Consider the following 24,149-nt stretch of genomic DNA (forward strand, 5'->3'; position numbering starts at 1 on the left):
TGCAAGTTTCCAGTCAACGACTACCCTGCACTCAATCAGAATTGAATGACCATCGAGATCGTTTAATGAAGACTTACCTGTTCGTAATAATTCTTGGGTATATGAGCATTTTCCCAAACGCTGTCTACTCCAACGACGACCACGATCAAGTCGACCCCGTTCATATCGACTACAGTCGAGAACCCATTCTGTGGGGTTTGTACGATGGAGAAAGCTTTGTGAAGAGTGTAGTAGCACTCTTTACAACGGGATTCGTTATTTTTTGGGTGACTCCAGGTACATGTATAGGCGCTGGTTTAGGATATTGTTTTTTCTCTGGATCACCCCACGTCAGGGCGTTGAAAGGTGCTGCAATTTTGGGAGGTCTGTCAGCGTGTGTATTTTCAGTGTCAACTGCCATTGGGCTTTATAACTGGCGCATAGGTAATGTAGAAGGAGGGTCAGATTAACGAAAACAACGAAAACAGGACACCCTTATATTCCTTGACCCACCGAGATCGTTTAATGAAAACTTACTTGTTCGTAATAAGAAAAAAACAGGACACCCATATATACCTTGACAGACCGAGCAGAGAATGTGGGTGTTCAAGATCACCTTCAAAGCAAACAACTTTGCAAGTTTCCAGTCAACTACTACCCTGCGCTCAATCAGAATTGAATGACCACCGAGATCGTTTAATGAAGACTTTCCTGTTTGTAATAATTCTTGGATATATGAGCATTTTCCCAAACGCTGTCTACTCCAACGACGACCACGATCAAATCGACCCCGTTCATATCGACTACAGTCGAGAACCCATTCTGTGGGGTTTGTACGATAAAGAAAGCTTCTTGAAGAGTTTAATAGCACTCTTTACAACGGGACTCGTTATTTTTTGGGTGACGCCAGGTACATGTATAGGCGCTGTTGCAGGATGTTGTTTTTGCTCTGGATCATTCCACGTCAGAGCGTTGAAAGGTGCCGCAATTTTGGGGGGTCTGTCAGCGTGTGTATTTTCACCGTTGGCTGCCGTTGGGCTTTATAACTGGTGGATAGGTAATGTAGAAGGAGGGTCAGATTAAAGCGCCGTCCATGAACAAACTTTAATCCACCAAACACAATCCGTTTATCCACAACCCTTTACACTGCAGCCATGACTAACCCCCTCCCTTATCGAGGTAAATCATGGAAAAATGGATCAATCAACTAAAAAACGGTTTCAACCAGGTTAAAGCCACCTTTTTCGAGCAGCGTGACGGCGCTGCCATCAGCCCATTTAAAGCGATTCTTGGCACCGTTGTTCTAACGGGGCTGTTTGTACTGATGCTGCCCCTGATCATGCTGATCTTTATGGTTCAGATGGGGCTGATTCTGGTGGGTATGATTGCCGTTCTGTTTATGGGAACTCGCAAACAGACCGGACAATGGCCCAGAGAAGAAAAGCTGGTTAACCCGGAGCCGGAACCGGCTGAAACGGTTAAAGGAGCTTAAAATGACCAGAAAAACGTCAATAATGGAAGAAGCTGCCAAACGGTTTATAGTGGGCAGACTTTTGAGTTAACCGCCAGGATAGGGTATTTTTCACCGACTTATCCACAGTCCGGGTGATCTTTGTGTCTACTGTTATCCTTATCGTTTTTATTGTTGTCGTGGTGCTCTGGGGCAAACGTCGCCTCGATCAGAAAAAGCAACTGGCTCAGGAAGCGCTGGTTCAGGGTCAGGCTTTTCTGGAAAAGAACCAGCATGAGGAAGGCGTGATAACTACAGAGTCCGGATTACAGTACAAAATTCTGGAAAAGGGTGAACATTCCGATCACCCTACAGCCACCAGCAAAGTGAAAGTACACTATCACGGCACGTTAATTAATGGTCACGTGTTTGACAGTTCTGTAGACCGTGGACAGCCGATTTCCTTTGGACTGAACCAGGTAATTCCTGGCTGGACTGAAGGTCTGCAACGGATGTCGGTAGGCGACAAGTTTAGGCTGTTTATTCCTGCCGACCTGGCTTATGGCAGCGGTGGTGCCGGTAAAATCCCCGGAAATTCTACGCTGATCTTTGATGTGGAATTACTGGGTATCGAATAAGCCATTCAGTCTTGAACGGGGCAGAAATTCTCTGCCCCGTTCATTATTTACTCTTCAACAACCCCCTGTTTACGCAGGTAATCGTCGTAAGTTCCGTGGAAATCGACGACACCTTCTTCGGTGATTTCAATAATGCGGGTCGCCAGAGACGATACAAACTGACGGTCATGACTGACAAAAATCAGTGTACCCGGATAGTTTTCCAAGGCCAGGTTCAGGGATTCAATGGATTCCATGTCCATATGGTTTGTGGGCTCATCCATCAATAGCACGTTGGGCTTTTGCTGAATCAGTTTACCGAACAACATACGACCCTGCTCGCCACCGGAAATCACGCGGACTGATTTTTTGATATCGCTCTGGGAGAACAGCATCCGACCCAGAACACCACGGATTACCTGCTCATCGTCGCCTTCGTTCATCCACTGGCTCATCCAGTCGTACAGATTCATATCCATATCGAACTCATCGCTGTGGTTCTGGGCGTAGTAACCGATGTCAGCGTTTTCGGACCACTGGATAGTACCTCCTCTGGGTGCCATCTTGCCGGCCAGAGTGTGCAGCAGTGTCGATTTGCCAATACCATTCTGACCAATGATGGCAATGCGCTCACCCACTTCAACCATCAGGTCAACGTCGTTAAATAACGTATTATCCCCATAACCCTGGGACATTTTTTCCATCACCAGTGCATTACGGAACAGTTTCTTTTCCTGTTCAAAGCGGATGAATGGGTTCTGTCGGCTGGAGGGTTTCACTTCTTCGAGCTTGATCTTGTCGATCAGCTTAGCCCTGGAAGTCGCCTGTTTGGCTTTGGACGCATTGGCAGAAAAGCGACTGACAAAGCTCTGAAGCTCAGCAATCTGGGCTTTCTTCTTGGCATTATCCGCCTGCATACGCTCACGAGCCTGGGTAGCCGCTATCATGTACTCGTCGTAATTACCGGGGAACATACGCAGCTCACCATAGTCCAGATCGGCCATGTGCGTGCAGACGCTGTTCAGGAAGTGGCGGTCGTGAGAAATGATGATCATGGTGCAATCGCGCTGTTTGAGTATTCCTTCCAGCCAGCGGATGGCATTGATGTCGAGGTTGTTGGTAGGCTCGTCCAGCAGCATGATGTCTGGATCGGCAAACAATACCTGGGCCAACAGCACACGCAGCTTCCAGCCTGGGGCAACGGCACTCATTGGGCCATAGTGTTGCTCCAGGGGAATATCCAGACCCAGCAGCAATTCGCCCGCGCGGGCCTCTGCCGAATAACCGTCCATTTCACCAAACAGAACTTCCAGGTCGGCAACGCGCATACCTTCTTCTTCCGTCATGTCCCCCTTGGCGTAAATGCGGTCACGCTCTTCCTTAACCTTCCAGAGTTCAGCGTGCCCCATGATCACGGTATCAATCACGGTGTTTTCTTCATAGGCAAACTGATCCTGATTCAGCTTGGCAATGCGCTCGTTGGGATCATAGCTGACATTACCGGCAGTAGGCTCCAGTTCGCCGCTGATAATTTTCATCAGGGTGGATTTACCGCAGCCGTTAGCACCGATCAGTCCGTAACGGTTACCATCGCCAAACTTAACGGAGATATCTTCAAACAGGGGTTTATCCCCGAATTGCATGGTCACGTTAGAAGTTGTCAGCATAACCTTGAGTTTCCTCCTTAGCGATCTGCCTGACTTATAGGTCATTTAGCAGTCAAACCGCCGATTATTACACAAACGCGCCTTTTTAGTTATCAGGGATGGTCTACACTCCAGAACGATCTCATTTGGCGCAAACCTTTAGGAGCGCCTCAAGCGGCAGTGCCCGGTTCTGAAAACCCGGGAGGCTGACCAAAACTCACTCACTGATCCTACGAATGATGAAACTCGCCAAGTACCTTATCCTACTGGTCATTATCTTAGCTGTCTCTGTTTGGTTTGGGGTAAAAGACTCATTCGCCCCTTTGGTGAGAAACGCTATTACCCACCCAATATTTACCATCGGCGATGCGAGCTACCAGAACTCCTTGTCGGAAGGTAAAAGCATCATCAAGTTTGGCCCCCTGTTTTGGGGGCTATATCCAGGTGGACTGGCCTTTAAAAGTACCAGAGAAGCCATAGCTTTTATGCAAAACAACCAAAATATGCTGGATAAATTCTCTTCCGGCTGGGCGGTTTATCAACTGTCCGGGGATTTTCAACGGGATACTTATCCATCGGGCCAGCGTCACTATTTAAAGCATTCGTTACTGGTCAGGCAACCAGTGATCCAACCATAGAGCTAATATCGGTCTATTTTAATTCTTTGTCTTAATGCCCTTTGGGCAGGGGAACTCTCTCCCCCTTAATCAGGTCTTAATCAGGAGCAAACGGGCTTATACAAGAAAGGTAAAAAAATGAAGTATTTAGAGAAAATTTTATTGATTCTGATTCTGCCAGTTCTGGCTCAGGCTCAAGAAATAGACCAGGAAACGAATCAGGGAATGGTTAATTCAGCTGCCACGGCCTACGGTATGCCTCCCCTTTTAGGCTCGTATCCCAAAACGACTGAAGAGTTGGCTGTTGCTGCTGAATATGACCAAATGGCCGCAGCAGGGGCCATTGATGAATACCGCACTGTGGATCGGGCTTTTTCTGATGTCTACATAAAGCTTGGTTCCCCCTCTGGGGAGCGTTTTTCTACACTGATTGACGCTTATAAAATGTCAGCTTCCGAGAATAAACCTACTGCACAGGATGTACTGGATGCCGTGAAGGCTCTGGACTTCGGCAGATACTTCAATGCCGGCATTGAAGCTTCCAGAAACAGCGACGATGGTTTCCTGCTTTACAAAACCCCTTCCCTGATTAAAAAAGGTCTTAAATCACTTCTGCCCTCCCGTTCAAAGAGTTTCAGAAGACTCATTGAAAGCAGTCACGCCAGAACCCTCATATTCAATCATGACTTTGCCGACATACTGGGCATCGGTTCAAAGGCTCGTACCGTTCAGGTTCAGGATCTCATCAGCTTTACTATGCACAGTAAGGATTCACGACTTATAAAGAGAAATGCCGGCGATGCAGAGAGCATGAGCAAGGGGTTCAATGCTGTAGCGGATGAAGCTGACCTGAAGTTAAGCCCGGTAGACCCTGGCAAAGTCGTCAGCCATTACAGTGGCACAAGCCAGGCCGATGTCATCATTGCTGCCGTTACAGAACATGCTGCCAAGCATGAAGATGTCGTCTACCTGCTGGCATTCTACGGCTATGGACGACCGAAATACCAATATTTCACGGTCAGTATCTCCAAGGGCTTTATCAACATTACCTTTGCGGCTGATGATAACAGACCCATTCCCGTCGTCATTACCTCAATGCCCGCAAGCAGAGTTGATTACTCAACCCTGGCCACAGCCATTGACGACTTTATGAAAGGCAAGGATGAAGTTCCGGATCTGCTGGGTATCTGGAGAATTTCCAGCCATTGAGTTCACTTGATCAGATTCTGCCGTGAACGGATCCGAATGCGGCAGGAAGCTGGAATGACTCAGGAAGACATTGCCCAGGCAATAGGCACACGAAAAACCAGTATCTGCCGACTTGAAAGCGCCAGCAGCAAAACGCTACCCAGCCTGGGTATGCTGAAAAAATATGCTGAAGCCACCGGGCACAAGCTCAACATCACTTTTTCTCCTGCCTGAAAGCAATGGATGGAACCAATGATGGCATCACTCCACTGACAGAAAATCAGCGACAGAAAAAAAGCAAACAAGCTGGTTTGTTTTCAAATGTAAGGATGTCCTATTATTATTTGGACATTTTTTGTCGTATAACTGAGCCACCAGCGTGAAGTAGTCCCATGTCAGATTTACTGCAAGCAATAGAGTCAGAAACCGTTGATACGCTGAAAAAGCGTTATTTCACCTACTTTGGTGTCAGGTCAAAGCAAAACCGTAAAGCCTGTTTAGTATCAGCACTGGCAGAAGGGCTTTCTGATCACACTCTGCTGAAACCCTATATAGAGAGGCTTTCAGAGATGGAGACCGCCTTCATCAGAGAGTGCGCCTTTAACTACCATGGATGGATCGACAGAGAGAGATTCAAAACTAAATATGGCCATAGCAACTTTCCTGACAAACCCAATAAGAATGAATTTTATTACTCGCCCCAGTTAAACGACTCCGTAGATGTATTTTTTTACCCCAATGCTGAACGCTACGGTCCTCCGAAAATACCCGATGCACTGATATCGTCGCTGAAACAGCTAGTTGACCCACCTGAGCCAAATGTACTCCAAAGCTGCGACCTTCCCGCACCGTTGCCCGGGCTTTACAAGATATTTGAGCGCGAGAAGCTGGCGCTGAGTGAGCTGCATTCAGTGCTGATGCTGCTTCAGGACAAGCAACTGAAGGTCAGTGAAAAAACGGGTGTAGCCTCATTAGCCACAATAAAAAAAGTGGCGAATGATACCCATGAGTACTATGGGGACGTTTCGTGTAGCGAAGCGGCAGGTATGGAGTTTATCGTCTCTTATGGGTGGCTCCGGTTGCTTGGCAACAGCAAACTTAGCAAGCAATCAAAAACAACATTAGTCCCCGCCAGGAAAAGTGATAAAAGCGCTGCTGATACGATCAAAGAAATCTGGGAGCAGTGGGTCAGCAACCGCGTCCATGACGAGTTCCGCCGTATTAACAACGTCAAGGGACAAAATGGCAAGGGAAAGCGCTTTTTCACCCCTGTGGTTACTCGAAGGCAGGCCATTATTACTGCCTTGAAAGAGTGCAAAACCAATGCCTGGATCAATTTCAACGAATTTTCCAACTATCTATTTATTTCTGGCGCAGAGCTGATGGTGACAACGGCTCCGGACTACCTCTACCTCTTCAACCCTGAATATGGCGAGTTTTATAACGGTTCCTGGGAAGGTCTGGAGATGCGTTATCTGCGTTGTTTCCTGGTGGAATATGCTGCCACCCTGGGACTGATTGATGTTGTCATGATCCCGCCTGAAGGTAGCAGGGAGGACGATGATGGTTACGGTTATTATGATGGCATCAACGAAATGGACTGCCTCAGCCGTTACGATGGTTTGCGTTTTTTCCGGCTCACACCGCTGGGCGAATACGTGTTAGGGCTGACAGATAACTACCAGGAAAAAAAGGCTGCAACGCCTGAGACCACGCTCTCCATCCAACGTCAGGGACGTATTACGTTCAATAATGAGCCCACCCCATGGGAACAGCGTTTTATCTCGCTCTACGCAGACCAGAGCAAGGATAGAGTCTGGAAACTGTCCCGCCAAAGAATCATGGAAGCCCTGCAGGTCGGTGGTAACATCGATGAATTAAAAAGCTTTTTGCTGACCAGAGAGGATCAACCTTTCCTGCCGGAAGACTGCGAGAGCCTGTTAAAAGAGGCACAAGCCAATCGCGATGGTGTAAAAACCCAGGGTGAGGCGCTTATCATGACCTGCAAAAACCAGAAGATTGCCGAGTTGATTATGAACGACAAGGTACTGTCAAAGTGGTGCCAGCAATTAGGCACGCAGCAGATTGTTGTACCAAAGGGCAAAGAAAAGAAATTCAGGGACAGCCTTAACACCATGGGCATTGGTTGCTCCTGACGGTTTTCCCTGAAGTAACGCAACAAGGCACTCACAGCGGGTGCCTGCCAACTATTTGTGCCAACTATTTGTAGTGGTCATTGACTAACATTACTCTGTCGTTTATGAGGGCGTGAATTATGGAATTTACTGAAGAGTATGAAGATGTACTTCAGAATCTTGAATATCCGATTATGAACTTCTATCACAACTTCCCAGAACTCCAGGACTGGGAAGTTAAGCGGGCATTAGAGGCGACCATTGAGCACTATCGAGCGGAGTACGCTCAGAGGCCACCAAAAGACAAACACCTGTCAGATCAGGAGCAACAAATCACTGACGGCCTGATTATCATTTGTGAATGGCGTTTAGGACGGGTGGACATGGATGCTGTTGTCGAGGTTACCGAAAACTTCGTCTATCAAATCAACGAAGAGAGTTTCTTAAAAACGTCTGAGGAGCTTCAGAAGTGCCTGAAGCGAATTATTAAGTCGGTTGACCGGTGGCACAGTGTTGGCGGCAAGCAGGGGTATCTGAACTTTACCAAGCAGTTCTTTCCTCAGTTTGAATAGTACTGATGTCTGACGCCCCAAACAGTCCGGTCAGATTCAGGCCGCCCTGAAGAAAGCGGCCGGTGGTCTGAACATTAAAGACGGCAGTAAAAGGGAAACTTTCAATGTTTCAGCTACCCTAAGTAGTCGTAGCGATCATCTTAAACATACTGGCCAAAGTGATCACTCTGGTCAGCCTACAGCCAACTTGGAGATCCAGTGAATGGAAGTAGCAAAAAAATTTAAAGTTCAAGTTCAAAAAGATCACCTCTCAAAGGTAGCATCTGGCAGTCCAATAACAGGGTTATGTGAGCTGATATGGAATGCTTTTGATGCAGATGCCTCAAATGTCGATGTCCACTTTCATAAGGGAGAATTGGGTGTTGATCGCGTTATCATCTCAGACGACGGAGCAGGAATTTCCTATGATGAAGCCGAGAAACTATTCGTTGGGTTAGGTGGCTCCTGGAAATCTACAGGTCAAAAAACAACAAAAGGACGATTTCTTCACGGTCAAGAAGGGCAGGGACGGTTCAAAGCCTTTACTATAGGCTGCGTTGCTGACTGGAAGATTATTTATGAAGAAAACAACACCTTCTACGAGTACACTATTGAAGGTTCAGCCAACGCCATAGATGAATTCTCTTTAAGCCCTAAAAAAGTATCTGAACATAGAAAAACGGGTGTCACTGTAGAGATTACTGAAATAAACCAAAAATTCCACATACTTGATGATGACAAAGCAGTTGAGGCTCTTGCACCGGTATTTTCTTTATACTTAAGAGCCTATCATTCTGCCACTCTAAGGGTAAATGGCAATAAGCTTGAGGCAGAGAAATTAATAAAATTAACAAAATCTATAAACACCCAGCCCCTGTCAATTGACAACAAAAAGCATCCTGCCAGTATAGAAATAATTGAATGGAACAGAATAACCGATCGTGAAATTTGGTTTGCCGACTCAAATGGATTCCCACTTGAATCTTATGACAAACAAGTACGCGGGATTTCCGGCATAGGATTCAGTGCGTACATAAAATCAGATTATTTTAGGGAGCTTAACAATAAAGGCCTTCTCTCATTACATGACTTGGAGGACAGCATCAGGTCTTTCTGTGATAACGCAATCAATACTATTAAAGAGTATTTTTCACATCGCGCCTTAGAAGAAGCAAGCTCACAAATTCAAGAATGGAAAGAAGAAAAGGTCTACCCATATCAAGGAGACCCTACTACAGCAGTCGAAGATGCTGAAAGAAAAGTTTTTGATATCATCGCAGTCAATATTAACAAAAGCCTTCCTGGCTTCAAAGCTTCCAACAAAAAATGCAAAGAGCTTCAGTTAAGGATGCTAAGGCAGGCTATTGAAAAGAGTCCAGAAGATCTTCAGACTATTCTGAACGAGGTATTAAATCTTCCGAAAGGTGTACGTGAAAGCCTTGCAGAATTGCTCCAGGGGACAAGCCTTTCTTCAATCATCAATGCGTCAAAAGTCGTTTCAGACAGGATAAAATTCGTTGCAGGCCTGGAACAACTTGTTTTCAACCACAAGGATAATTTAAAGGAAAGAACACAACTTCACAGAATTTTAGCCAAAAACACTTGGATCTTTGGAAATGAATTCACTCTATCAGTTGACGATCAAACATTAACCGAAGTTTTAAAACAACATTCAGGTTACTTGGATAGTGATATTGTGATCAATGAGCCTGTCAGTAGAATTGACGGTCGAAAAGGTATCGTAGATTTGATGCTTTCTCGGCAACTCCCAACTAATAAGGCAGACGAGCTTGAACATCTTATTGTGGAACTCAAGGCCCCTAAAGTAAAGATTGGAAAAAAAGAGATTGACCAGATTGAAAGTTATGCTTTTGCTGTTGCAAAAGACGATAGATTTCGAAACATTAACACAAAATGGGACTTTTGGATCATTTCTAATGATTACGATGACTACGCAAAAATGAAACTAGAGAACGATAGCCTTAAAGATGGAGCTATTTATAAAACAAGCAAGAACTTAAATATAACCATTTGGCTAAAGACATGGTCTCAATTGATAGCTGAAAACAAGCATAGACTTGAGTTTATTCGTGAGAAATTGAATTATAACATTGACAGGCAGTCTGCTGTTAGACACCTTAAATCAACCTACTCAGAATATATCGAAGGAATAGTCTTGGAGGAAGGCAAATAAGAAGAGTGCAGGTGATAAAAGGCAACACCCTGCGGTATTGCCTTTTCAGCTACATGATATGCAGCCCACTCTTTACAGAGGACGGATGTCTTCCGCCTGAGGACCTTTCTGGCCCTGGGTCACCCGAAATTCAACCTGCTGGCCTTCAGCCAGGGTTTTAAAACCATCACCAACGATCTGACGGAAATGGGCAAACACATCAGGACCGTTTTCCTGAGCGATGAAACCAAAACCTTTCTCTTCGTTGAACCACTTAACTGTACCGGTAGTAGTAGACATAGTCATATCCTGAGTTTTGTAACATAAAATTGCCTTGTCGTGTTTTTCAACAAGAAAAGACGGTAAAGCTAGAAGTTTTGTTATTGTTTATGGAAGAACATGACGAGCTACTAAACTCAGAACATCAAATCTATACATAAAGAATCAAACACACTTATAACGTGGTGCCCATTTTACACGGCTTCGAGCTTTAGGCAAGGAGTATAAACCAATCATTAACGACGGCAACTACTGAATGGCTAAAACACTGATACTGATTGGACTGATTATTGTTGTCGTAGGCTTGGTGATGCACTTTGTTCCGGGCCTGCTGAGTTGGTTTGGCCATCTACCCGGCGATATCCGAATCGAAAAAGAACATACCCGAATCTATATCCCGATCACGTCAATGATTCTGGTCAGTCTGGTTCTGACACTGGTTGCCAACCTCTGGCGGTGAGATCCGCTTTAATCTTCCCTTCGAGGTCTTCTTTCTTAAACGACCACGGTAATCTCTCCGGGCGTTAGCGTGTTTGAACGAAATTACGGGCGCAATCCCGCTTCTTTAGAGGCGGGTCAAGCCCTTGCAAGGCGTTAGCCTTGCTTTAAAAGTTGGGTTTGACAAAAAGTTTTTTTAAGCCAGAATGTTGTAAACATTTAGAGGCTATTTAGAGGCTAGAGGCCACCCACAATGTGGATGGTGCATCCGAGAGGGCAAGCCCTCTCCTGCAAGTGGCAGTGAAACGTCAAAAAAGAAAAGAACGACATCTGAAGCCGAAGAGTCATTGAAACAAGGCGGCCAACCTGAGCACTGGTCCAGAAGCTTCCGCTCATGGCTGTTTAATGGAGGCCATGATGGCAAAACACTCTAAAAAGCGTCCTGGTATCCCAAGGATAGAATCCATCAAAGTTGAAAACTACCGTGCTCTGCGCAAAATCGAACTAAAGAACCTCACCCCCTTGACGGTACTGCTAGGCCCTAATGGCAGCGGCAAGTCCACCATTTTTGATGTGTTTAACTTTCTGTCGGAATGTTTTCAGTTTGGCCTGCGCCACGCCTGGGACCGTCGCGGCCGGGGCAAGGAGCTGAAAAGCCGTGGCACCTCCGGCCCCATCCTGTTTGAACTGAAATATCGGGAGAAGCTCGGTACCCCTATTATCACTTACCACCTAGCCATTGATGAGGGCAACAGAGGCCCGGAAGTAGTGGAAGAGTGGCTACAGTGGCGACGAGGCGCTAAGGGTAAGCCTTTCCGCTTTCTAGAGTTCAGCCGGGGCAAGGGTCGTGCTACCAGTGGCGAAACCCCCGATGAAGATGATAAGCGGCCAGAAACCAACCTGCGCTCCCCGGACCTGATTGCCGTCAACACTCTGGGGCAGCTTTCGGAACACCCGCGTATTGCCGCCCTGCGGGAGTTTATTACCGACTGGTACGTCTCCTATCTCTCCATTGACCAAACCCGCAATCAACCAGAAGCCGGCCCCCAGGAACGTTTAAGCAAAGGAGGAGAAAACCTGCCCAATGTGATCCAGTATCTGAAAGAGCAGCATCAGGAACGGCTGGAAGCGATTTTTGCCAACCTCCGCCAACGCATTCCCCGGCTGGAAAAGGTCGAAGCTGATCCGATGCCCGATGGCCGTCTTCTGTTGCAGATTAAAGATGCCCCCTTTGAGCAACCGGTGCTGTCGAAATTTGCTTCCGATGGCACTATGAAAATGCTGGCTTACTTAACGGTGCTACATGATCCGGAGCCGCCCCGCTTTATCGGTATTGAAGAACCAGAAAACTTTTTACACCCTCGATTGCTGCCAGAACTTGCAGAAGAATGCCGAAGTGCCGCACAAAATTCCCAGTTGCTGATTACCAGCCATTCACCGTTTCTGCTGAACGCCATGCGGGCCGAAGAGGTGCGCATTCTCTACCGGGATGAACAGGGCTTTACCCAGGCAGTGCGTGCCAGTGATATTCAGGGCGTAAAAGAGCTACTGAATGCGGGCGCTTCGTTGGGCTATTTATGGATGGAAGGTCACTTTGGTATTGGCGATCCACTGGTCAACTTTGGAGCCCCCAAACCCAAAGGCAAAGAAGGGAAGTAAACCATGCTGGAGAAACTCATTGTCTTTGTTGAAGAGGTCTCCATGGAGGCAGCCCTGGATAAGTTGCTACCAAAAATATTGGGTGATGTGGCGTTTCAGATCATTCAATTTCAGTGCAAGGATGACCTGCTGAAACAATTACCCAGTCGTTTAAGGGGCTATAGTAGCTGGCTGCCTGCAGAACACGCGATTATCGTATTGGTGGATCGTGACCGGGATGACTGCCGCCAACTGAAACAGCAGCTTGAGCAGATTGCTATTGAAGCCGGTCTGGTTACCAAAACTCAAGGTGCTGAGCGATTTCAGGTGGTTAACCGTGTGGTGATAGAAGAACTGGAGTCCTGGTTCTTTGGCGACTGGCCTGCCGTTCGCCAGGCTTATCCCAGGGTTCGGGAAAATATTCCCCGTCGAACCAAATATCGAAACCCGGATGAAATTACCGGTGGCACCTGGGAAGCCCTGGAACGTGAGATGAAAAAAGCGGGTTACTTTTCAACCGGCATCAATAAGCTCGAATGTGCCCGGAAGATTGGCCAGCACATGGACCCGGCGGTCAATAACTCCCCCAGTTTTAATGCCTTTGTCACTGCCATTAACACCGCATTAGCCTGGAATTAATGATGACCATAGATGGTAATGCCAGTTTGAATGACTGGGTGGTGCTGCACCCACTTCTGGTTTGATGGCAGAACCTTTTAATTCCTCTATGGCCTTCAAAGAGTTTTACATCATCGTTGTTGATGGCCATCCCTTGCTCCTCTTTATTTATCGCTTGTTTATTCGACAGTCAGCAGTCGGACAATCAGGCTGTATTGATAATCATCACCCGGGTAGGCATAAGGCAGTGCAGGAAATTTGGTCATAGGTATCCTAAGATCAGCAATGAAATAATTTGAAGTAGATAAAGGCAACTCAATAATGGGAACAACAAATAAGGCCCTGTACGAAAGTGATTATTGTCTCTGGATTGAGCAGCAGCTTGCACTGCTAAAAGAACGTCGCTTTGACCAGATTGATGCCCATTGGCTGGCTCATAATCTGAAGGCACTGGCCACGGAGGAAGAACACCAGTTACAACGACGTTTCCAGGCATTACTCAGTGACCTGCTGATCTGGCAGTACCATTACGACTTTCGATCTTATCCGCAGAAGTGCCGTGTCGAAACACAACGGGACCATATCCGTGACATGCTTGAATACATGCCTGGCTTGGTTCATCGCCAGCAGGCACTGTTTGATGCTGCATACAAAGACGCTGTTTACGAAGCTGCCATTGGATATGCAGTCCTCGACACTGACATGTCAAAAAAGGATTTCCCAGAGAATTGTCCATGGATCTTTGACCAGATTATGCAGGAGGACTGGCTTCCCTAAAGCTCGGTCATGGAGCTGGCCACTGGGTCAGGCAGGCTCCCGGTTTGTAGACTGTATTCTGATTTCTAAATAAACCTTTCAACGACTGGGAACCCAAGTCTTGCTATCCAAAAAACCATTGATTTTGACCCTGGTCATTACCTTTTCTGTGCACGGCTCTCATGGCCACGCTCAGGAAAATCATGCTCAGGAAAATCATGCTCAGGAAAATCATGCTCAGGAAAATCATGCTCAGGAAAATCATGCTCAGGAAAACCATGCTCAGGAAAGCAATGTGTCTTTGCTCTTCGCTCTGGCTGTCGGCAAGACGCTTATCCTTACCCCGAAGCCCTTTATCGAGGTTTTCTTAATGCCAGACACTCGCTATTGCTTTTCTCCTGACTCTGGCGTTGAGGCTAAGGCCTACAGTAGAGCCTCCTCTGATGAGGGTTCTGACAGTGAAGACAGCAGCACAGCTGATAAAAACGGTGACAACCATTCAGACGAGATGAAGAGGAAGCCAATCCCGACTCTGATGTTCAGTATGCAAATACGACACTTAATCCTTTTCGAGGATGCAATGAAATCAGTCAGTATTTTAGGACTAAGATACTGAAAAAGATTAAGCAGGAGCCCGGTTCAGACGATGAAACATCCACTGAGTCAAAGATAAACGAGACAGAAGCGGACTCTGCTAACCATCCGGAAATCACTTCACCTGCTTACAGCACCGGCTACACGACCCAACTGGAAAGGCACGAACAGATCCACCTCTTTGCCAACCAAGACAAATGCGAAGACGAAGCTAATGCCGAATCTGATGTTCAGTATGTAAATACGACACTTAATCCTTTTCGGGTACCTGAAATCAGTCAGTTTTGTGCGACTCTGGAACAAATTAAGCAGGAGCCTGTTTCAGACATTGAAATACTTTCTGAGTCAGAGGTAGACGTGACAGAACCGAGCTCTGTTAACCATCTGAAAAAACACAAACAGACCCACCTGCCTGCTGACCAGAGAATCAAAAAACTCAAGGTGCACCACTGTGACCATGAGGGCTGCAACTATAGCAGCAACCGGGCGAGCGATCTGAAAAGGCACAAACAGACCCACCTATCTGCTGACCAGAGGCCTAGTGGCTACCAGTGTGACCATGAGGGCTGTAACTACAGCACTGACCAGACGAGCCATTTGAAAAGGCACAAACAGAGCCATTTACCTACCGAACAGAGACCCAAGAAACCTAAAGTGCACCACTGTGACCATGAGGGCTGTAACCACAGCAGCAACCAGGCGAGCGGTCTGAAAAGGCACAAACAGAGCCATTTACCTACCGAACAGAGACCCAAGAAACCTAAAGTGCACCACTGTGACCATGAGGGCTGTAACCACAGCAGCAACCAGGCGAGCGGTCTGAAAAGGCACAAACAGACCCACCTGCCTGCCGATCAGAGACCCAAGAGAAAAGCGAATGACCAACTGCCATCCAACAAGAAAAGAAAGAAGGGTGATAAAAAGTGATCCACCTCCCAACCCGCCTGGAAGAAACCTGCGACTTTAGAAAACCGCCATCGACTACTTTATAAAAATAAAAAGGACATCCATATAAAATACAGACTACAAACCTGAAGCCTATCAGGCTCATCATTCCTTCATGTCAAATATAAGGGTGTCCTTTTTCCTATTTTCCTATTTTTCCTTTCCAAAAGAGAAAAGTGCACCTTTGTTATCTCGCAGACCATGGATTGCCTATCGATAAAATAGAACTCACAGCCAAAAGAAAAATGGCCTAAAATATGACCTGTTTTTAGAGTCAAATAAGAAGCATTTATTATGAGACGGGTATTAGCGGACTGTTCAGCCAGTATTTCAGAGTTCAAGAAAAACCCGACAGCACTGCTGGCTCAGTCAGATGGTTCACCCATAGCAATCCTCAACCACAATAAGCCAACGGCTTATCTGATCCCGGCAGAGACCTACGAGTGGCTAATGGATGCGCTGGATGACCATGAGCTGTCACAGTTGGTAGAGGAGCGACGGAAAGACAGGGCTCAGGCTGTGGAAGTAAATCTGGATGACTTATAAGCTCAAGTTTCTTCCGGCAGATCTAACTACATAAATGAACTCAGCCCATTGCCTGAAATCGACGTATCCGCCAGCACATCCACCTGCAAGGGAATGCTGGCGAAGTCATCCTAAATAAAGCCCAGATTCTGCACCGGTGAAAACTCCACCCAGTGCACCCGTATATTGAAGGGCAATCCTTCCAGGGCATCGTTCAACCCTTCCCTCTGCTCTGGTCGGAGCAGAAGAAAGCTTTGGAGATACTGGAGGATTGATGTATTCCCTCCCTGTCTCAAGCGACTTTGAGTGTTACCGAACGACCTAGTTTTTGTAGCATGTCCACCAATGCATCAATAGTGAACTTACTGGCCTTTCCTGTCATCACATCAGAAACTCTGGGTCTGCTCACGTTCAACAGCCGTGCAGCTTCTTCCTGCTTAAGCTGACGATTCTTGATGGTACTGGTAATTTCTGCCATTAACTGAATCTTCAGATCAGCTTTAATCTTCCCTTCTGCGTCTTCTTTCAGTTGTTTTGCTTCTTCAGGGGAAAAACCCAGATCAGAAAAAACGTTGCCACCTGTTGGTGTCGTATGACCGATGTTACTGATACTCATCCGTCCTTCCTCCTTTTGCTCTGTTCCGCAAGAACCTGCTTGTAACGGCGGGTTGCTATCTGCTTGTCGTGCTTACTGGTTTGCTGGGTTTTCTTTTGAAAACTGTGTAGCACGTATACAGCTTCCTCAAACTTGGCTACATACATCACACGAAAAGCATCACCTTCTTCCGAAATGATAATTTCTCTGACACCCGTTCCCACTGTCTTGAAATCCTTCCAGCGTTCAGGGTCAAGGTCACGCTGTACCCGGCTTAACTGATAACCCGCTTCTCGCTTGGCCATATCTGGGAATTCAAGCAGGTCTTCCAGGGAGCTACCCATCCAGAAAATCGGTTTTTCATTATCCAACAGCTTAGCACTCCGTATAAAATTTTGTACAATTTAGAATAAAATAGTTCCTCTGTGGAGAAAAATCATTAAAAAATAATCAAAACGTTCGCGGACTGTCCTCAGCACATATCGCCATTAAAGTGCAAACCAAACGCCCGTCCAAACAACTTGAAACCACTGATAACCAACTGTTTTTAAAGGGGAAATAAAAGTACGCACAGGGATTTTGAAAAGTGCAGATTTAAGAGAAGAGAAAGAGAAAAAGGCCCCAAAATGGTCAAAAATGGGCATTTTTAAGGTTTTTGCCAGTGCAGAAATTAAACGACCACAAAACAACAAAAGGCGAGATAGGCAGGACAAAAACCCACCCCCCAAAACGACAAAAAGCCCTATAAAAATAGGGCTTTCTGAAGATGGCGCGCTCGGTAGGATTCGAACCTACGACCGCCTGGTTCGTAGCCAGGTACTCTATCCAGCTGAGCTACGAGCGCACTTTCTATTGAAGAGCAACTCTTCAATTCTGGCGGTGGGTGGGGAGCCGGTGGCACAATTTTCTGATAACTTACCACCCTATCCACTATCTCAAAACCATCATGCTATATCATTTTCCTTGGCCGACAGGATCTTCTCTAGAATCAAATAAACTCGCGTACCCAGTTCGTTAGGCCAGCGAGATGCTGGGTCTTTATCCAGCTTTTTCGCGTGATCAATCGCCTGCTCTGTCAAAACCCAAAAATCATCAATATCGGGCGCTGAGGACTGATAGGAGGCAACGAACTCCTTGATCTTGCGTTTAAGAGCACTTTTTTTGTTGTAATAGAGTGCTTTCTGCTCCCCTTGCGGTAATTCGGAGACATCCAAATGGTGCAGAAGAAGCCAAAGATCAAATGCCGGATTACTTAATGCCAAGAGGTACTGCTTCTGATCACAGACTTTTGCAATTTCAGAAATGGCCTTCTCCTCCCAAGACTGTTGATCCCGGTCAATCACCAGACAAAGTTCGTCACGCTTACCAATACCGAATTCCTTCTTGTAGGTATTCATCTGTTGCAAGACGTATTTAGGAGCACTGAGATTAGCCTCCCGAGGGGGTAAAACCTTCAGTTTAAGACGCGAACCCAAGGCATCAGACTTATCCGCAACTCCCCGGAAATAGACCGGCTCAGTTGCTGCACCTTCGCAGGCGATGACAATTAAAGAGGGATCACGAACACCGCTAATGCGTGTAAAAGAGCGGGATTCTCTAGCCATTGCTTAACCCTTTAACCAGATTATTCAAGCCATCTTTAATCACAGGGACACCACCAAAACGCCCTATCAGGTAATCTTTTCGAATGTCTTTATCCGGTCTGGACTGGTACTCTTCCAGCGAGTACAAACTGGATACGCCTTCTGCATTTTTTTGCGCGAACCATATCTCATCCCGCCGTATAAGGTTCACATCCAGAAGGTTGGACTCATGAGTTGTGACAATTAGCTGGCTATGTTTTCCGGTAGTTAACGATAGAAAGTGGCTCAGAATCGCCATTGTTATTTCTGAGTGTAAACTTCTATCTATTTCATCGATTACATAAACCTTGTCTTGCGAAAAAAGCTCTAATAATCCGGGAGCAATATCCAAAATACGTTGGCTGCCATCGGACTCCTGATTGATATCAAAATCGACGGAGTCACCCTGGTGATTTTTATGAGATGTCATCAGTTTAAAAGTACTGATTTCACCTTCTTGATTTTTCAAAATCTGGTAACGGGTACTATCAGGCGTTGACACCAAAGAAGCCTCACCTGCTTCTATGGTTGACACAATATCCTGTTTAATGTGGTCAGGAACATCATAAACATCTTTCATCAAATCGACCTGTTTTAACGACAGATCATTGATACCTGTATCGAAGCTTCTAAGTATACTGGCCAGAAGGTTGCTAACGGTATCATCAGAATGAACCGCCATTTCCAGACCATGATACTTTGAATTAGGAAACACAATATTAAGCCTTTGATGAAACCAATCATTAACCTCCGTCAATGGCCTGATATAATCTAATGACTTGGTTACATTACGATCCTGGCATTCAAACAGAAACAGGCGATGCTCCGGAGTTGCTTTGGCAGTAAATGATAAAAACTGCTTATCTTCCTTACTCTCGAACTTAAGGGCAGGAAATGAAATCCGCTGTTCATTCGTTCGAACAAATACAGGGGACTCACCCTTTTTATCGATTTTGTACAGCCATTCCTCCTGAATGGATTTGCTATCTGCCATAAAACCATAGGCATAATTATTCTTGCCACATTTGATCTCAAACTCAAAGCGCGATGGCTGTTGAGAGCACGCCTTATCCAGCAGGAATGGGTCATAGTGTAGATTTTTTCCCTGTGGGCTGCCCTGGGTAATCATTAGCCGGGCAAAATGCATCGCCTTAATCAGATTGGATTTGCCTGACGCATTGGCCCCATAGATAACAGCGGCTTTGAGAGCACCGATATCTTTTGAGCTGCCAGGAGGGATAACATGACCAGGATGGGTGCGTACCCGGCTTGGAACCATGGATAGTTCCACCCTATCCCTGAAGGATCGATAGTTTTCAACAGAGAATCGCAAGAGCATAATAAGTTCTTTAGGTGATATTTTCTCCTAAGATTAGCACAATTATCATAAAAAAATAGTTTTTGAGCTTTATCAGGCTTATTTTCGCACAAAAACATACCAAACAAACCATCAGAAATTGGAACATCTCTCTGATACGTCCTGGTTAACAGCGAGGAGCTGTGTCGCATGCAAGCCACAAAACAGCTTGTGGAGCACAGAATCGATATAGGCTCCATAAAGTCTTTTGATTTGAGGAGCCTGCAGACTCCTCAAAAATTGGCACAGCTTCACCACTATTACCGATAGCCTTGCTTACCGGTAGTAAGCCTCAATAAGCATCTCACCAGCAAGTGCTCAAAAGAGCGAGTACCGTTTATAAAATCAGCTGAATATAACCCCAGCCAACTGATCCAGTCTTGCCTTAACAGCCTGCCAGTCAGGCATGACCTCCCCCATCAACCGGTAAAATCGTTCACTGTGATTATGCTCTGCAAGGTGACAGCATTCGTGAATGAGAACGTAATCAATACACTCTCTCGGAGCCTTCACCAACAGTGGATTTAATGTAATGGTTCCTTTGGCAGAACAGCTCCCCCACTGAGTTTGCATTGATTGTAAACGCAGTTTTGGTGGAGCCGAAATCCAAAGTAATTGAGGAAGTAGAATATGCAACCGTCGCTCAAAGACTTCCTCGGCACGCACCTTGTACCAACCAGCCAGTAGGGTTTTCACTTTATCCGGGGATTTTTCCCTGACGGTCACTTCCAGCCGACTGCGCAACATCTTGACCTGAGGTTTTTCCTCAGGAGAGACAAACACTTTCAAAAGGTGTTGTCTGCCAAGATATAAATGCGTTTCGCCACTGACATAGTTTCTTGGCATCACATATTGCGCCTGCTCACCGAACTGGCGAAGCTGCGAATAAATCCATCGAAGTCGCTTTTTTACCGCTGCCCTGACATCAGCATCAGTGGCAGATATGGGAGCACGAGCGACCACTCGACCGTCGGGGTGAACAGTAATCAGCACTTTCCCGGCATGACCGGAGCTGACTTCACGCTGAACCCGGATCTGTTCATCCCCATAAGTAACAAGCAGTTCAGCCGACACTGGATACACCTTTACGAGTCATCCGAACGATATATTCCACCATCAATTTCGCCTGATCCATTCCAGCCCCCACTTCTTTACATTTTTTGAATAACAATGGCAGCAAAGTCTTACGAATGCTGGCCTCAATATTTTGGGGATTAATCGAGTTTTCTGCCACAGAAGTATTGACCAGCGAATCCACCGTAAAGGCAAGATCAATCCAAACCTGAAGATCATCATTCTCTGCCGGGTCAATCACCTCAGGAAGCACTATTTTAAAAATCCCGAACAGAGCCTGAGCATGGCGATTTTCCTCAAACTGATCAGGTATTTCATCCAACTTTCTCTCTTCCAGGTCTTCATTAAATTCTTTAAACAGCAAATACTGTTTCAGCGGATGATCAAACAGTGCCTCTGCCTCACGAATGGCATCCTTCAACAACTTAGAGAAAGCTGCTTTAGCATAGGGATCATCATCCAAATCCTGTTCAATTTTTCGAGCAATCCGGGTTTTAATAATGTCGGTTTCATTACGGATTTTATCTTCGGACCACTCCTCCGGTTTCTGGCGTGCTCCCATTCTGGCCACTTCGTAAACACCGGCGGGTTCCCGCACTTCAACGCCAACCACATGCTTGTCCATCAGTTTTTTGATTTTCTCAGCATACTCGTCGTAATTGACAGATTCTCCAGCATCCTGCATGGCAAGCTTTCTAAGACTGCTGAACTGTTTTACCGTATCTTTGTAGTGATCCCGATCTGCTTCAGTGAAGCTTTTGTCTTCGAAAAATGTGGATGACTGCAAAGCCACTTTCAAACAACGGGTAAAAGCCGAAAGTGCTGAATAAAAATCTTCCCTGACTTTGAGATGTACATCCACCAGCTCCCCATTTCGCTCTTCCATTTTTGGTACGAGCACCTGACGCATGGCTTCGATATCAGCCTTATTCTTTACATCAGCAAAGATAGTTCTCAATTCATCGTAGAGTCTTGGAAGGCGCTTGTATTCGGTGCTCATCTGACTGTAAAGGCCTTCAAGGTCATCAACATCAAACCCTGCCTGAGTACGAGAGGCAAGGTCCTGATAGTCCTTCAGAGTGGTGTCCAGTTCGCCCAGAATCCCCCGGTAATCAATCAGCAAACCAAACTCTTTCAGCGGATGTAGGCGGTTTACCCGGGCAATAGCCTGGATAAGGTTGTGCTGCTTCAGAGGCTTATCGATGTAGAGTACAGTGTTTTTCGGTTCATCAAACCCGGTCAGCAACTTATCGACAACAATCAATAGCTTGAGCTTGTCGTCTTTATCAAAACGTTCAATCACCTCATTGGCATAATCGTCATCTTTCTGATTGCCGACATTATCTTGCCACCATTTTGTTACCTCAGGAATGTTCGACTCATCGACCTCTTTGTTACCTTCCCTTGAGTCCGGGGCTGAAATCACAACGGCAGATTCAAACTCTCCCAGCTCATCCAGAAATTTTTTATAGCGAATGGCATCGAGTTTACTACCACAGGCCAGCTGACCTTTAAGCCCTTCATCTATATTCTTTGAAAAGTGAAAGGCGATATCCAGGGCAATCAATCGCAATCGGTCTTCTGCCTGATACACCTCTTTTTTGCGTGCGTATTTTCGTTTGAGGTCCGCTTTTTGTTGAGTAGTGAGTCCATCCGTGACCCGCTCAAACCAGCGATCAATAGCACGCTCATTGACATCCAGATCGGGAATGCGCTCTTCATAAAGAAGCGGAGTAATGGTTCCATCCTCGACCGCACGTTGCATGGTGTAGGCATGGATAATAGGCCCGAATTTATTGGTTTTTTTGCTCTCTTTAAGAAGCGGTGTTCCCGTAAACGCAATAAAGGCCGCATTTGGCATAGCCTGTTTCATACGAATATGGTTTTCGCCACCATGACTCCGGTGGCCTTCATCCACCAGTACAATCAAGTCTGAACTTTCGTTTCGGCATTCTGGCAGTTTGGTGGCTGTGCGGAACTTATCGATCAGAGAGAAAAGTATCCGTTCTGTGCCATGGCTAATCTCTGCAGCCAACTGCCGTCCGGTGGTCATTTTGGCTTTACTTTTCCCTTTTTTACCCGAAAGCTCTCCGGTTGATGAAAAAGTGTTACTGAGCTGATTTTCCAGATCCTTTCTGTCAGTCACCAAGACTATCCGGCACATGGCCAGATCCTGCAGTAACACCAGTGCCCGAGAGAGGAAGACCATTGTCAACGATTTACCAGACCCTGTGGTATGCCAGGTAATCCCACCTTTCCGACTGCCATCAGGCCTTCGGGTTTTGATGCGCTCAAGCAAGCGCTTAATGCCAAACACCTGTTGATAACGGGCTACCAACTTGCCGGTTTTTTTATCAAACAGAATAAACAACCGGGTCATTTCCAGAAGTCGTTCAGGCGTTAACAAGCTGATAAGCAGGCGGTCCTGATCCGTAACAGCAAGCTCACCACCGGCAATCAGGCTGTCATACCACTCACGATCCTGTTTTGAGCGGTGTCCAAACAGCGGATCTTTTTGCTGATGGGTCAGCTTCTTGTTCTTTTGGGCAAACATCTCAGCTTCGGTGAACACTTCCTCTCGCCAGACTGACCAGAATTTAGCCGGTGTTCCCTGGGTGGCGTACTGACCTTCACTGCCATTGATAGAAAGCAGTAATTGACTGTAGGCAAACAGACGGGGTATCTCATCCTGTCTCTGATTACGAATGTTTTGAGAGATACCTTCCTCAATGATTGGCCCTCCGGAGGTTTTGCTGTCTGGCCTTTTTGCTTCAATGACCACCAGTGGCAGGCCATTCACAAAGCAGACAATATCGGGTCGTCTGTGATCGGACCTGTTGGTGCGTTGAACTGAGAACTCTTCTGTAAAACAGAAGCTGTTATTGGCAGGATTCACCCAGTCTATCAGCTGAATAGTCGGTGTGGCTTTTTTGCCATTTTCCATAAACTCGGTGACCGAAATACCCAGCAACATATGGTTGTAGAGTTTTTCATTAGCGACCGCCAGCCCTTCATTGAGTGCCGGAGTCGACATTTCTGCGACAATACCGTCGATGGTGCGTTCTGACAGAGGGTGCTCTTTTCCGGCAAAATTAAAGCGCCGTTTGCGCAGTTCTGAGCGCAGAATCTCTTTCAAAACCACCTCAGAGGTTCTATCGCCTCTGGCAGCCAGTGCCTGCTCTGGCGAAAGGAAAGTCCAGCCCAGGTTACACAACAGTGACAGGGCAGGAATTTTTGCGGAGCGCTCTTCCTGAAATTGGGGAAGAGGTTCTTGGGTGGTGTTCATCATGGCTTATCTACTCCCTGGCTCAAGGCCGATGGTTCTACTTTGAAACTCGTTTCTGTCGGTATT

Annotated in this window: 24 protein-coding genes and 1 tRNA gene; 15 read left to right on the top strand and 10 right to left on the bottom strand. The window is 46.3% G+C overall.

The features are described 5' to 3' along the window. Positions 1–1,165 precede the first annotated feature (1,165 nt). Together K7B67_RS17450 and K7B67_RS17455 are read left to right on the top strand one after the other, a co-directional pair. Positions 1,166–1,471, top strand: a complete 306-nt coding sequence (locus K7B67_RS17450; protein ID WP_252177152.1) for a hypothetical protein — start codon at positions 1,166–1,168, stop codon at positions 1,469–1,471. Between the two features lie 122 nt (positions 1,472–1,593). Then, entirely contained in the window at positions 1,594–2,067 is a 474-nt protein-coding gene (locus tag K7B67_RS17455) for an FKBP-type peptidyl-prolyl cis-trans isomerase (RefSeq protein ID WP_252177153.1), read from the top strand. Between the two features lie 47 nt (positions 2,068–2,114). On the opposite strand, the gene K7B67_RS17460 is transcribed toward K7B67_RS17455, so the two are convergent. Next, a complete protein-coding gene (locus tag K7B67_RS17460; RefSeq protein ID WP_252177154.1) occupies positions 2,115–3,713 on the bottom strand; it encodes an ABC-F family ATPase in 1,599 nt (532 codons plus the stop codon). A 215-nt stretch (positions 3,714–3,928) separates the two neighbouring features. On the opposite strand from K7B67_RS17460, the gene K7B67_RS17465 reads away from it, so the two are divergent. The 6 genes from K7B67_RS17465 to K7B67_RS17490 all read left to right on the top strand — a co-directional run bounded on the left by K7B67_RS17465 (position 3,929) and on the right by K7B67_RS17490 (position 10,377). Beyond that, positions 3,929–4,330 carry a hypothetical protein gene (locus tag K7B67_RS17465; RefSeq protein ID WP_252177155.1) on the top strand — a complete coding sequence of 134 codons (402 nt, stop codon included), beginning with the start codon at positions 3,929–3,931 and terminating at the stop codon, positions 4,328–4,330. A 117-nt stretch (positions 4,331–4,447) separates the two neighbouring features. Continuing rightward, positions 4,448–5,518 carry a hypothetical protein gene (locus K7B67_RS17470; RefSeq protein WP_252177156.1) on the top strand — a complete coding sequence of 357 codons (1,071 nt, stop codon included), beginning with the start codon at positions 4,448–4,450 and terminating at the stop codon, positions 5,516–5,518. 36 nt (positions 5,519–5,554) lie between these two features. Continuing rightward, positions 5,555–5,731: a helix-turn-helix transcriptional regulator gene (locus K7B67_RS17475; protein ID WP_256484874.1), complete on the top strand. Its 177-nt coding sequence runs from the start codon at positions 5,555–5,557 to the stop codon at positions 5,729–5,731. A gap of 335 nt (positions 5,732–6,066) precedes the next feature. Then, entirely contained in the window at positions 6,067–7,653 is a 1,587-nt protein-coding gene (locus K7B67_RS17480; RefSeq protein ID WP_252177158.1) for a hypothetical protein, read from the top strand. A gap of 119 nt (positions 7,654–7,772) precedes the next feature. Then, entirely contained in the window at positions 7,773–8,204 is a 432-nt protein-coding gene (locus tag K7B67_RS17485) for a hypothetical protein (RefSeq protein ID WP_252177159.1), read from the top strand. 202 nt (positions 8,205–8,406) lie between these two features. Beyond that, a complete protein-coding gene (locus K7B67_RS17490) occupies positions 8,407–10,377 on the top strand; it encodes an ATP-binding protein (protein ID WP_252177160.1) in 1,971 nt (656 codons plus the stop codon). Positions 10,378–10,449: 72 nt separating this feature from the next. Here K7B67_RS17490 and K7B67_RS17495 read toward each other — a convergent pair whose 3' ends face one another. Further along, the gene (locus K7B67_RS17495; RefSeq protein WP_252177161.1) at positions 10,450–10,656 is read right to left on the bottom strand and encodes a cold-shock protein; all 207 of its coding nucleotides are present in this window, start codon (positions 10,654–10,656) and stop codon (positions 10,450–10,452) included. A gap of 235 nt (positions 10,657–10,891) precedes the next feature. Here K7B67_RS17495 and K7B67_RS17500 point away from each other — a divergent pair, with 235 nt between their 5' ends. The 7 genes from K7B67_RS17500 (at position 10,892) to K7B67_RS17530 (ending at position 16,170) form a co-directional block, all read left to right on the top strand. Then, a complete protein-coding gene (locus tag K7B67_RS17500) occupies positions 10,892–11,095 on the top strand; it encodes a DUF2905 domain-containing protein (RefSeq protein ID WP_252177162.1) in 204 nt (67 codons plus the stop codon). 392 nt (positions 11,096–11,487) lie between these two features. Further along, on the top strand, positions 11,488–12,732 hold the full coding sequence (locus tag K7B67_RS17505; protein ID WP_252177163.1) for an AAA family ATPase: 1,245 nt from the start codon (positions 11,488–11,490) through the stop codon (positions 12,730–12,732). Positions 12,733–12,735: 3 nt separating this feature from the next. Beyond that, positions 12,736–13,350: a DUF4276 family protein gene (locus tag K7B67_RS17510; RefSeq protein WP_252177164.1), complete on the top strand. Its 615-nt coding sequence runs from the start codon at positions 12,736–12,738 to the stop codon at positions 13,348–13,350. A 300-nt stretch (positions 13,351–13,650) separates the two neighbouring features. Next, positions 13,651–14,106 carry a DUF29 domain-containing protein gene (locus tag K7B67_RS17515; RefSeq protein WP_252177165.1) on the top strand — a complete coding sequence of 152 codons (456 nt, stop codon included), beginning with the start codon at positions 13,651–13,653 and terminating at the stop codon, positions 14,104–14,106. A gap of 100 nt (positions 14,107–14,206) precedes the next feature. Then, positions 14,207–14,701 (top strand): hypothetical protein, encoded by a 495-nt coding sequence (locus K7B67_RS17520; protein WP_252177166.1) that lies wholly within the window; start codon positions 14,207–14,209, stop codon positions 14,699–14,701. Positions 14,702–15,036: 335 nt separating this feature from the next. Then, positions 15,037–15,606 carry a hypothetical protein gene (locus K7B67_RS17525; RefSeq protein ID WP_252177167.1) on the top strand — a complete coding sequence of 190 codons (570 nt, stop codon included), beginning with the start codon at positions 15,037–15,039 and terminating at the stop codon, positions 15,604–15,606. Between the two features lie 312 nt (positions 15,607–15,918). After that, a complete protein-coding gene (locus K7B67_RS17530) occupies positions 15,919–16,170 on the top strand; it encodes a type II toxin-antitoxin system Phd/YefM family antitoxin (RefSeq protein WP_252177168.1) in 252 nt (83 codons plus the stop codon). Between the two features lie 271 nt (positions 16,171–16,441). Here K7B67_RS17530 and K7B67_RS17535 read toward each other — a convergent pair whose 3' ends face one another. From K7B67_RS17535 to K7B67_RS17570, 8 genes are all read right to left on the bottom strand, one after another. Further along, positions 16,442–16,765: a helix-turn-helix transcriptional regulator gene (locus K7B67_RS17535; protein WP_252177169.1), complete on the bottom strand. Its 324-nt coding sequence runs from the start codon at positions 16,763–16,765 to the stop codon at positions 16,442–16,444. Further along, positions 16,762–17,115 (bottom strand): type II toxin-antitoxin system RelE/ParE family toxin, encoded by a 354-nt coding sequence (locus K7B67_RS17540; protein ID WP_252177170.1) that lies wholly within the window; start codon positions 17,113–17,115, stop codon positions 16,762–16,764. The genes K7B67_RS17535 and K7B67_RS17540 overlap by 4 nt, the downstream gene beginning before the upstream one ends. A 117-nt stretch (positions 17,116–17,232) precedes the next feature. Next, positions 17,233–17,457, bottom strand: coding sequence for a hypothetical protein (locus K7B67_RS17545; RefSeq protein ID WP_252177171.1), 225 nt, complete (start codon positions 17,455–17,457; stop codon positions 17,233–17,235). Between the two features lie 54 nt (positions 17,458–17,511). Continuing rightward, positions 17,512–17,588: transfer RNA gene (locus K7B67_RS17550), tRNA-Arg, on the bottom strand. A gap of 100 nt (positions 17,589–17,688) precedes the next feature. Beyond that, positions 17,689–18,348, bottom strand: a complete 660-nt coding sequence (locus tag K7B67_RS17555; RefSeq protein WP_252177172.1) for an RloB family protein — start codon at positions 18,346–18,348, stop codon at positions 17,689–17,691. Next, positions 18,341–19,705 (bottom strand): ATP/GTP-binding protein, encoded by a 1,365-nt coding sequence (locus tag K7B67_RS17560; RefSeq protein ID WP_256484545.1) that lies wholly within the window; start codon positions 19,703–19,705, stop codon positions 18,341–18,343. Before K7B67_RS17560 ends, K7B67_RS17555 begins: the two co-directional genes overlap by 8 nt. A 363-nt stretch (positions 19,706–20,068) precedes the next feature. Further along, positions 20,069–20,797: a SprT family zinc-dependent metalloprotease gene (locus K7B67_RS17565; RefSeq protein WP_252177173.1), complete on the bottom strand. Its 729-nt coding sequence runs from the start codon at positions 20,795–20,797 to the stop codon at positions 20,069–20,071. Next, positions 20,787–24,086: an HsdR family type I site-specific deoxyribonuclease gene (locus K7B67_RS17570; protein WP_252177174.1), complete on the bottom strand. Its 3,300-nt coding sequence runs from the start codon at positions 24,084–24,086 to the stop codon at positions 20,787–20,789. Before K7B67_RS17570 ends, K7B67_RS17565 begins: the two co-directional genes overlap by 11 nt. Between the last annotated feature and the right edge of the window lie 63 nt (positions 24,087–24,149).

Origin of the sequence: Endozoicomonas sp. 4G (assembly GCF_023822025.1) — a bacterium.
Classification (GTDB): Bacteria; Pseudomonadota; Gammaproteobacteria; order Pseudomonadales; family Endozoicomonadaceae; genus Endozoicomonas_A.

Excerpts from the sequence above, each read along its gene's own strand:
- K7B67_RS17450 (WP_252177152.1), top strand. The coding sequence starts at position 1,166 with ATGGAAAAATGGATCAATCAACTAAAAAACGGTTTCAACCAGGTTAAA.
- K7B67_RS17460 (WP_252177154.1), bottom strand. The coding sequence starts at position 3,713 with ATGCTGACAACTTCTAACGTGACCATGCAATTCGGGGATAAACCCCTG.
- K7B67_RS17465 (WP_252177155.1), top strand. The coding sequence starts at position 3,929 with ATGATGAAACTCGCCAAGTACCTTATCCTACTGGTCATTATCTTAGCT.
- K7B67_RS17470 (WP_252177156.1), top strand. The coding sequence starts at position 4,448 with ATGAAGTATTTAGAGAAAATTTTATTGATTCTGATTCTGCCAGTTCTG.
- K7B67_RS17475 (WP_256484874.1), top strand. The coding sequence starts at position 5,555 with ATGCGGCAGGAAGCTGGAATGACTCAGGAAGACATTGCCCAGGCAATA.
- K7B67_RS17480 (WP_252177158.1), top strand. The coding sequence starts at position 6,067 with ATGGAGACCGCCTTCATCAGAGAGTGCGCCTTTAACTACCATGGATGG.
- K7B67_RS17485 (WP_252177159.1), top strand. The coding sequence starts at position 7,773 with ATGGAATTTACTGAAGAGTATGAAGATGTACTTCAGAATCTTGAATAT.
- K7B67_RS17490 (WP_252177160.1), top strand. The coding sequence starts at position 8,407 with ATGGAAGTAGCAAAAAAATTTAAAGTTCAAGTTCAAAAAGATCACCTC.
- K7B67_RS17495 (WP_252177161.1), bottom strand. The coding sequence starts at position 10,656 with ATGTCTACTACTACCGGTACAGTTAAGTGGTTCAACGAAGAGAAAGGT.
- K7B67_RS17500 (WP_252177162.1), top strand. The coding sequence starts at position 10,892 with ATGGCTAAAACACTGATACTGATTGGACTGATTATTGTTGTCGTAGGC.
- K7B67_RS17505 (WP_252177163.1), top strand. The coding sequence starts at position 11,488 with ATGATGGCAAAACACTCTAAAAAGCGTCCTGGTATCCCAAGGATAGAA.
- K7B67_RS17510 (WP_252177164.1), top strand. The coding sequence starts at position 12,736 with ATGCTGGAGAAACTCATTGTCTTTGTTGAAGAGGTCTCCATGGAGGCA.
- K7B67_RS17515 (WP_252177165.1), top strand. The coding sequence starts at position 13,651 with ATGGGAACAACAAATAAGGCCCTGTACGAAAGTGATTATTGTCTCTGG.
- K7B67_RS17530 (WP_252177168.1), top strand. The coding sequence starts at position 15,919 with ATGAGACGGGTATTAGCGGACTGTTCAGCCAGTATTTCAGAGTTCAAG.
- K7B67_RS17535 (WP_252177169.1), bottom strand. The coding sequence starts at position 16,765 with ATGAGTATCAGTAACATCGGTCATACGACACCAACAGGTGGCAACGTT.
- K7B67_RS17555 (WP_252177172.1), bottom strand. The coding sequence starts at position 18,348 with ATGGCTAGAGAATCCCGCTCTTTTACACGCATTAGCGGTGTTCGTGAT.
- K7B67_RS17560 (WP_256484545.1), bottom strand. The coding sequence starts at position 19,705 with ATGCTCTTGCGATTCTCTGTTGAAAACTATCGATCCTTCAGGGATAGG.
- K7B67_RS17570 (WP_252177174.1), bottom strand. The coding sequence starts at position 24,086 with ATGATGAACACCACCCAAGAACCTCTTCCCCAATTTCAGGAAGAGCGC.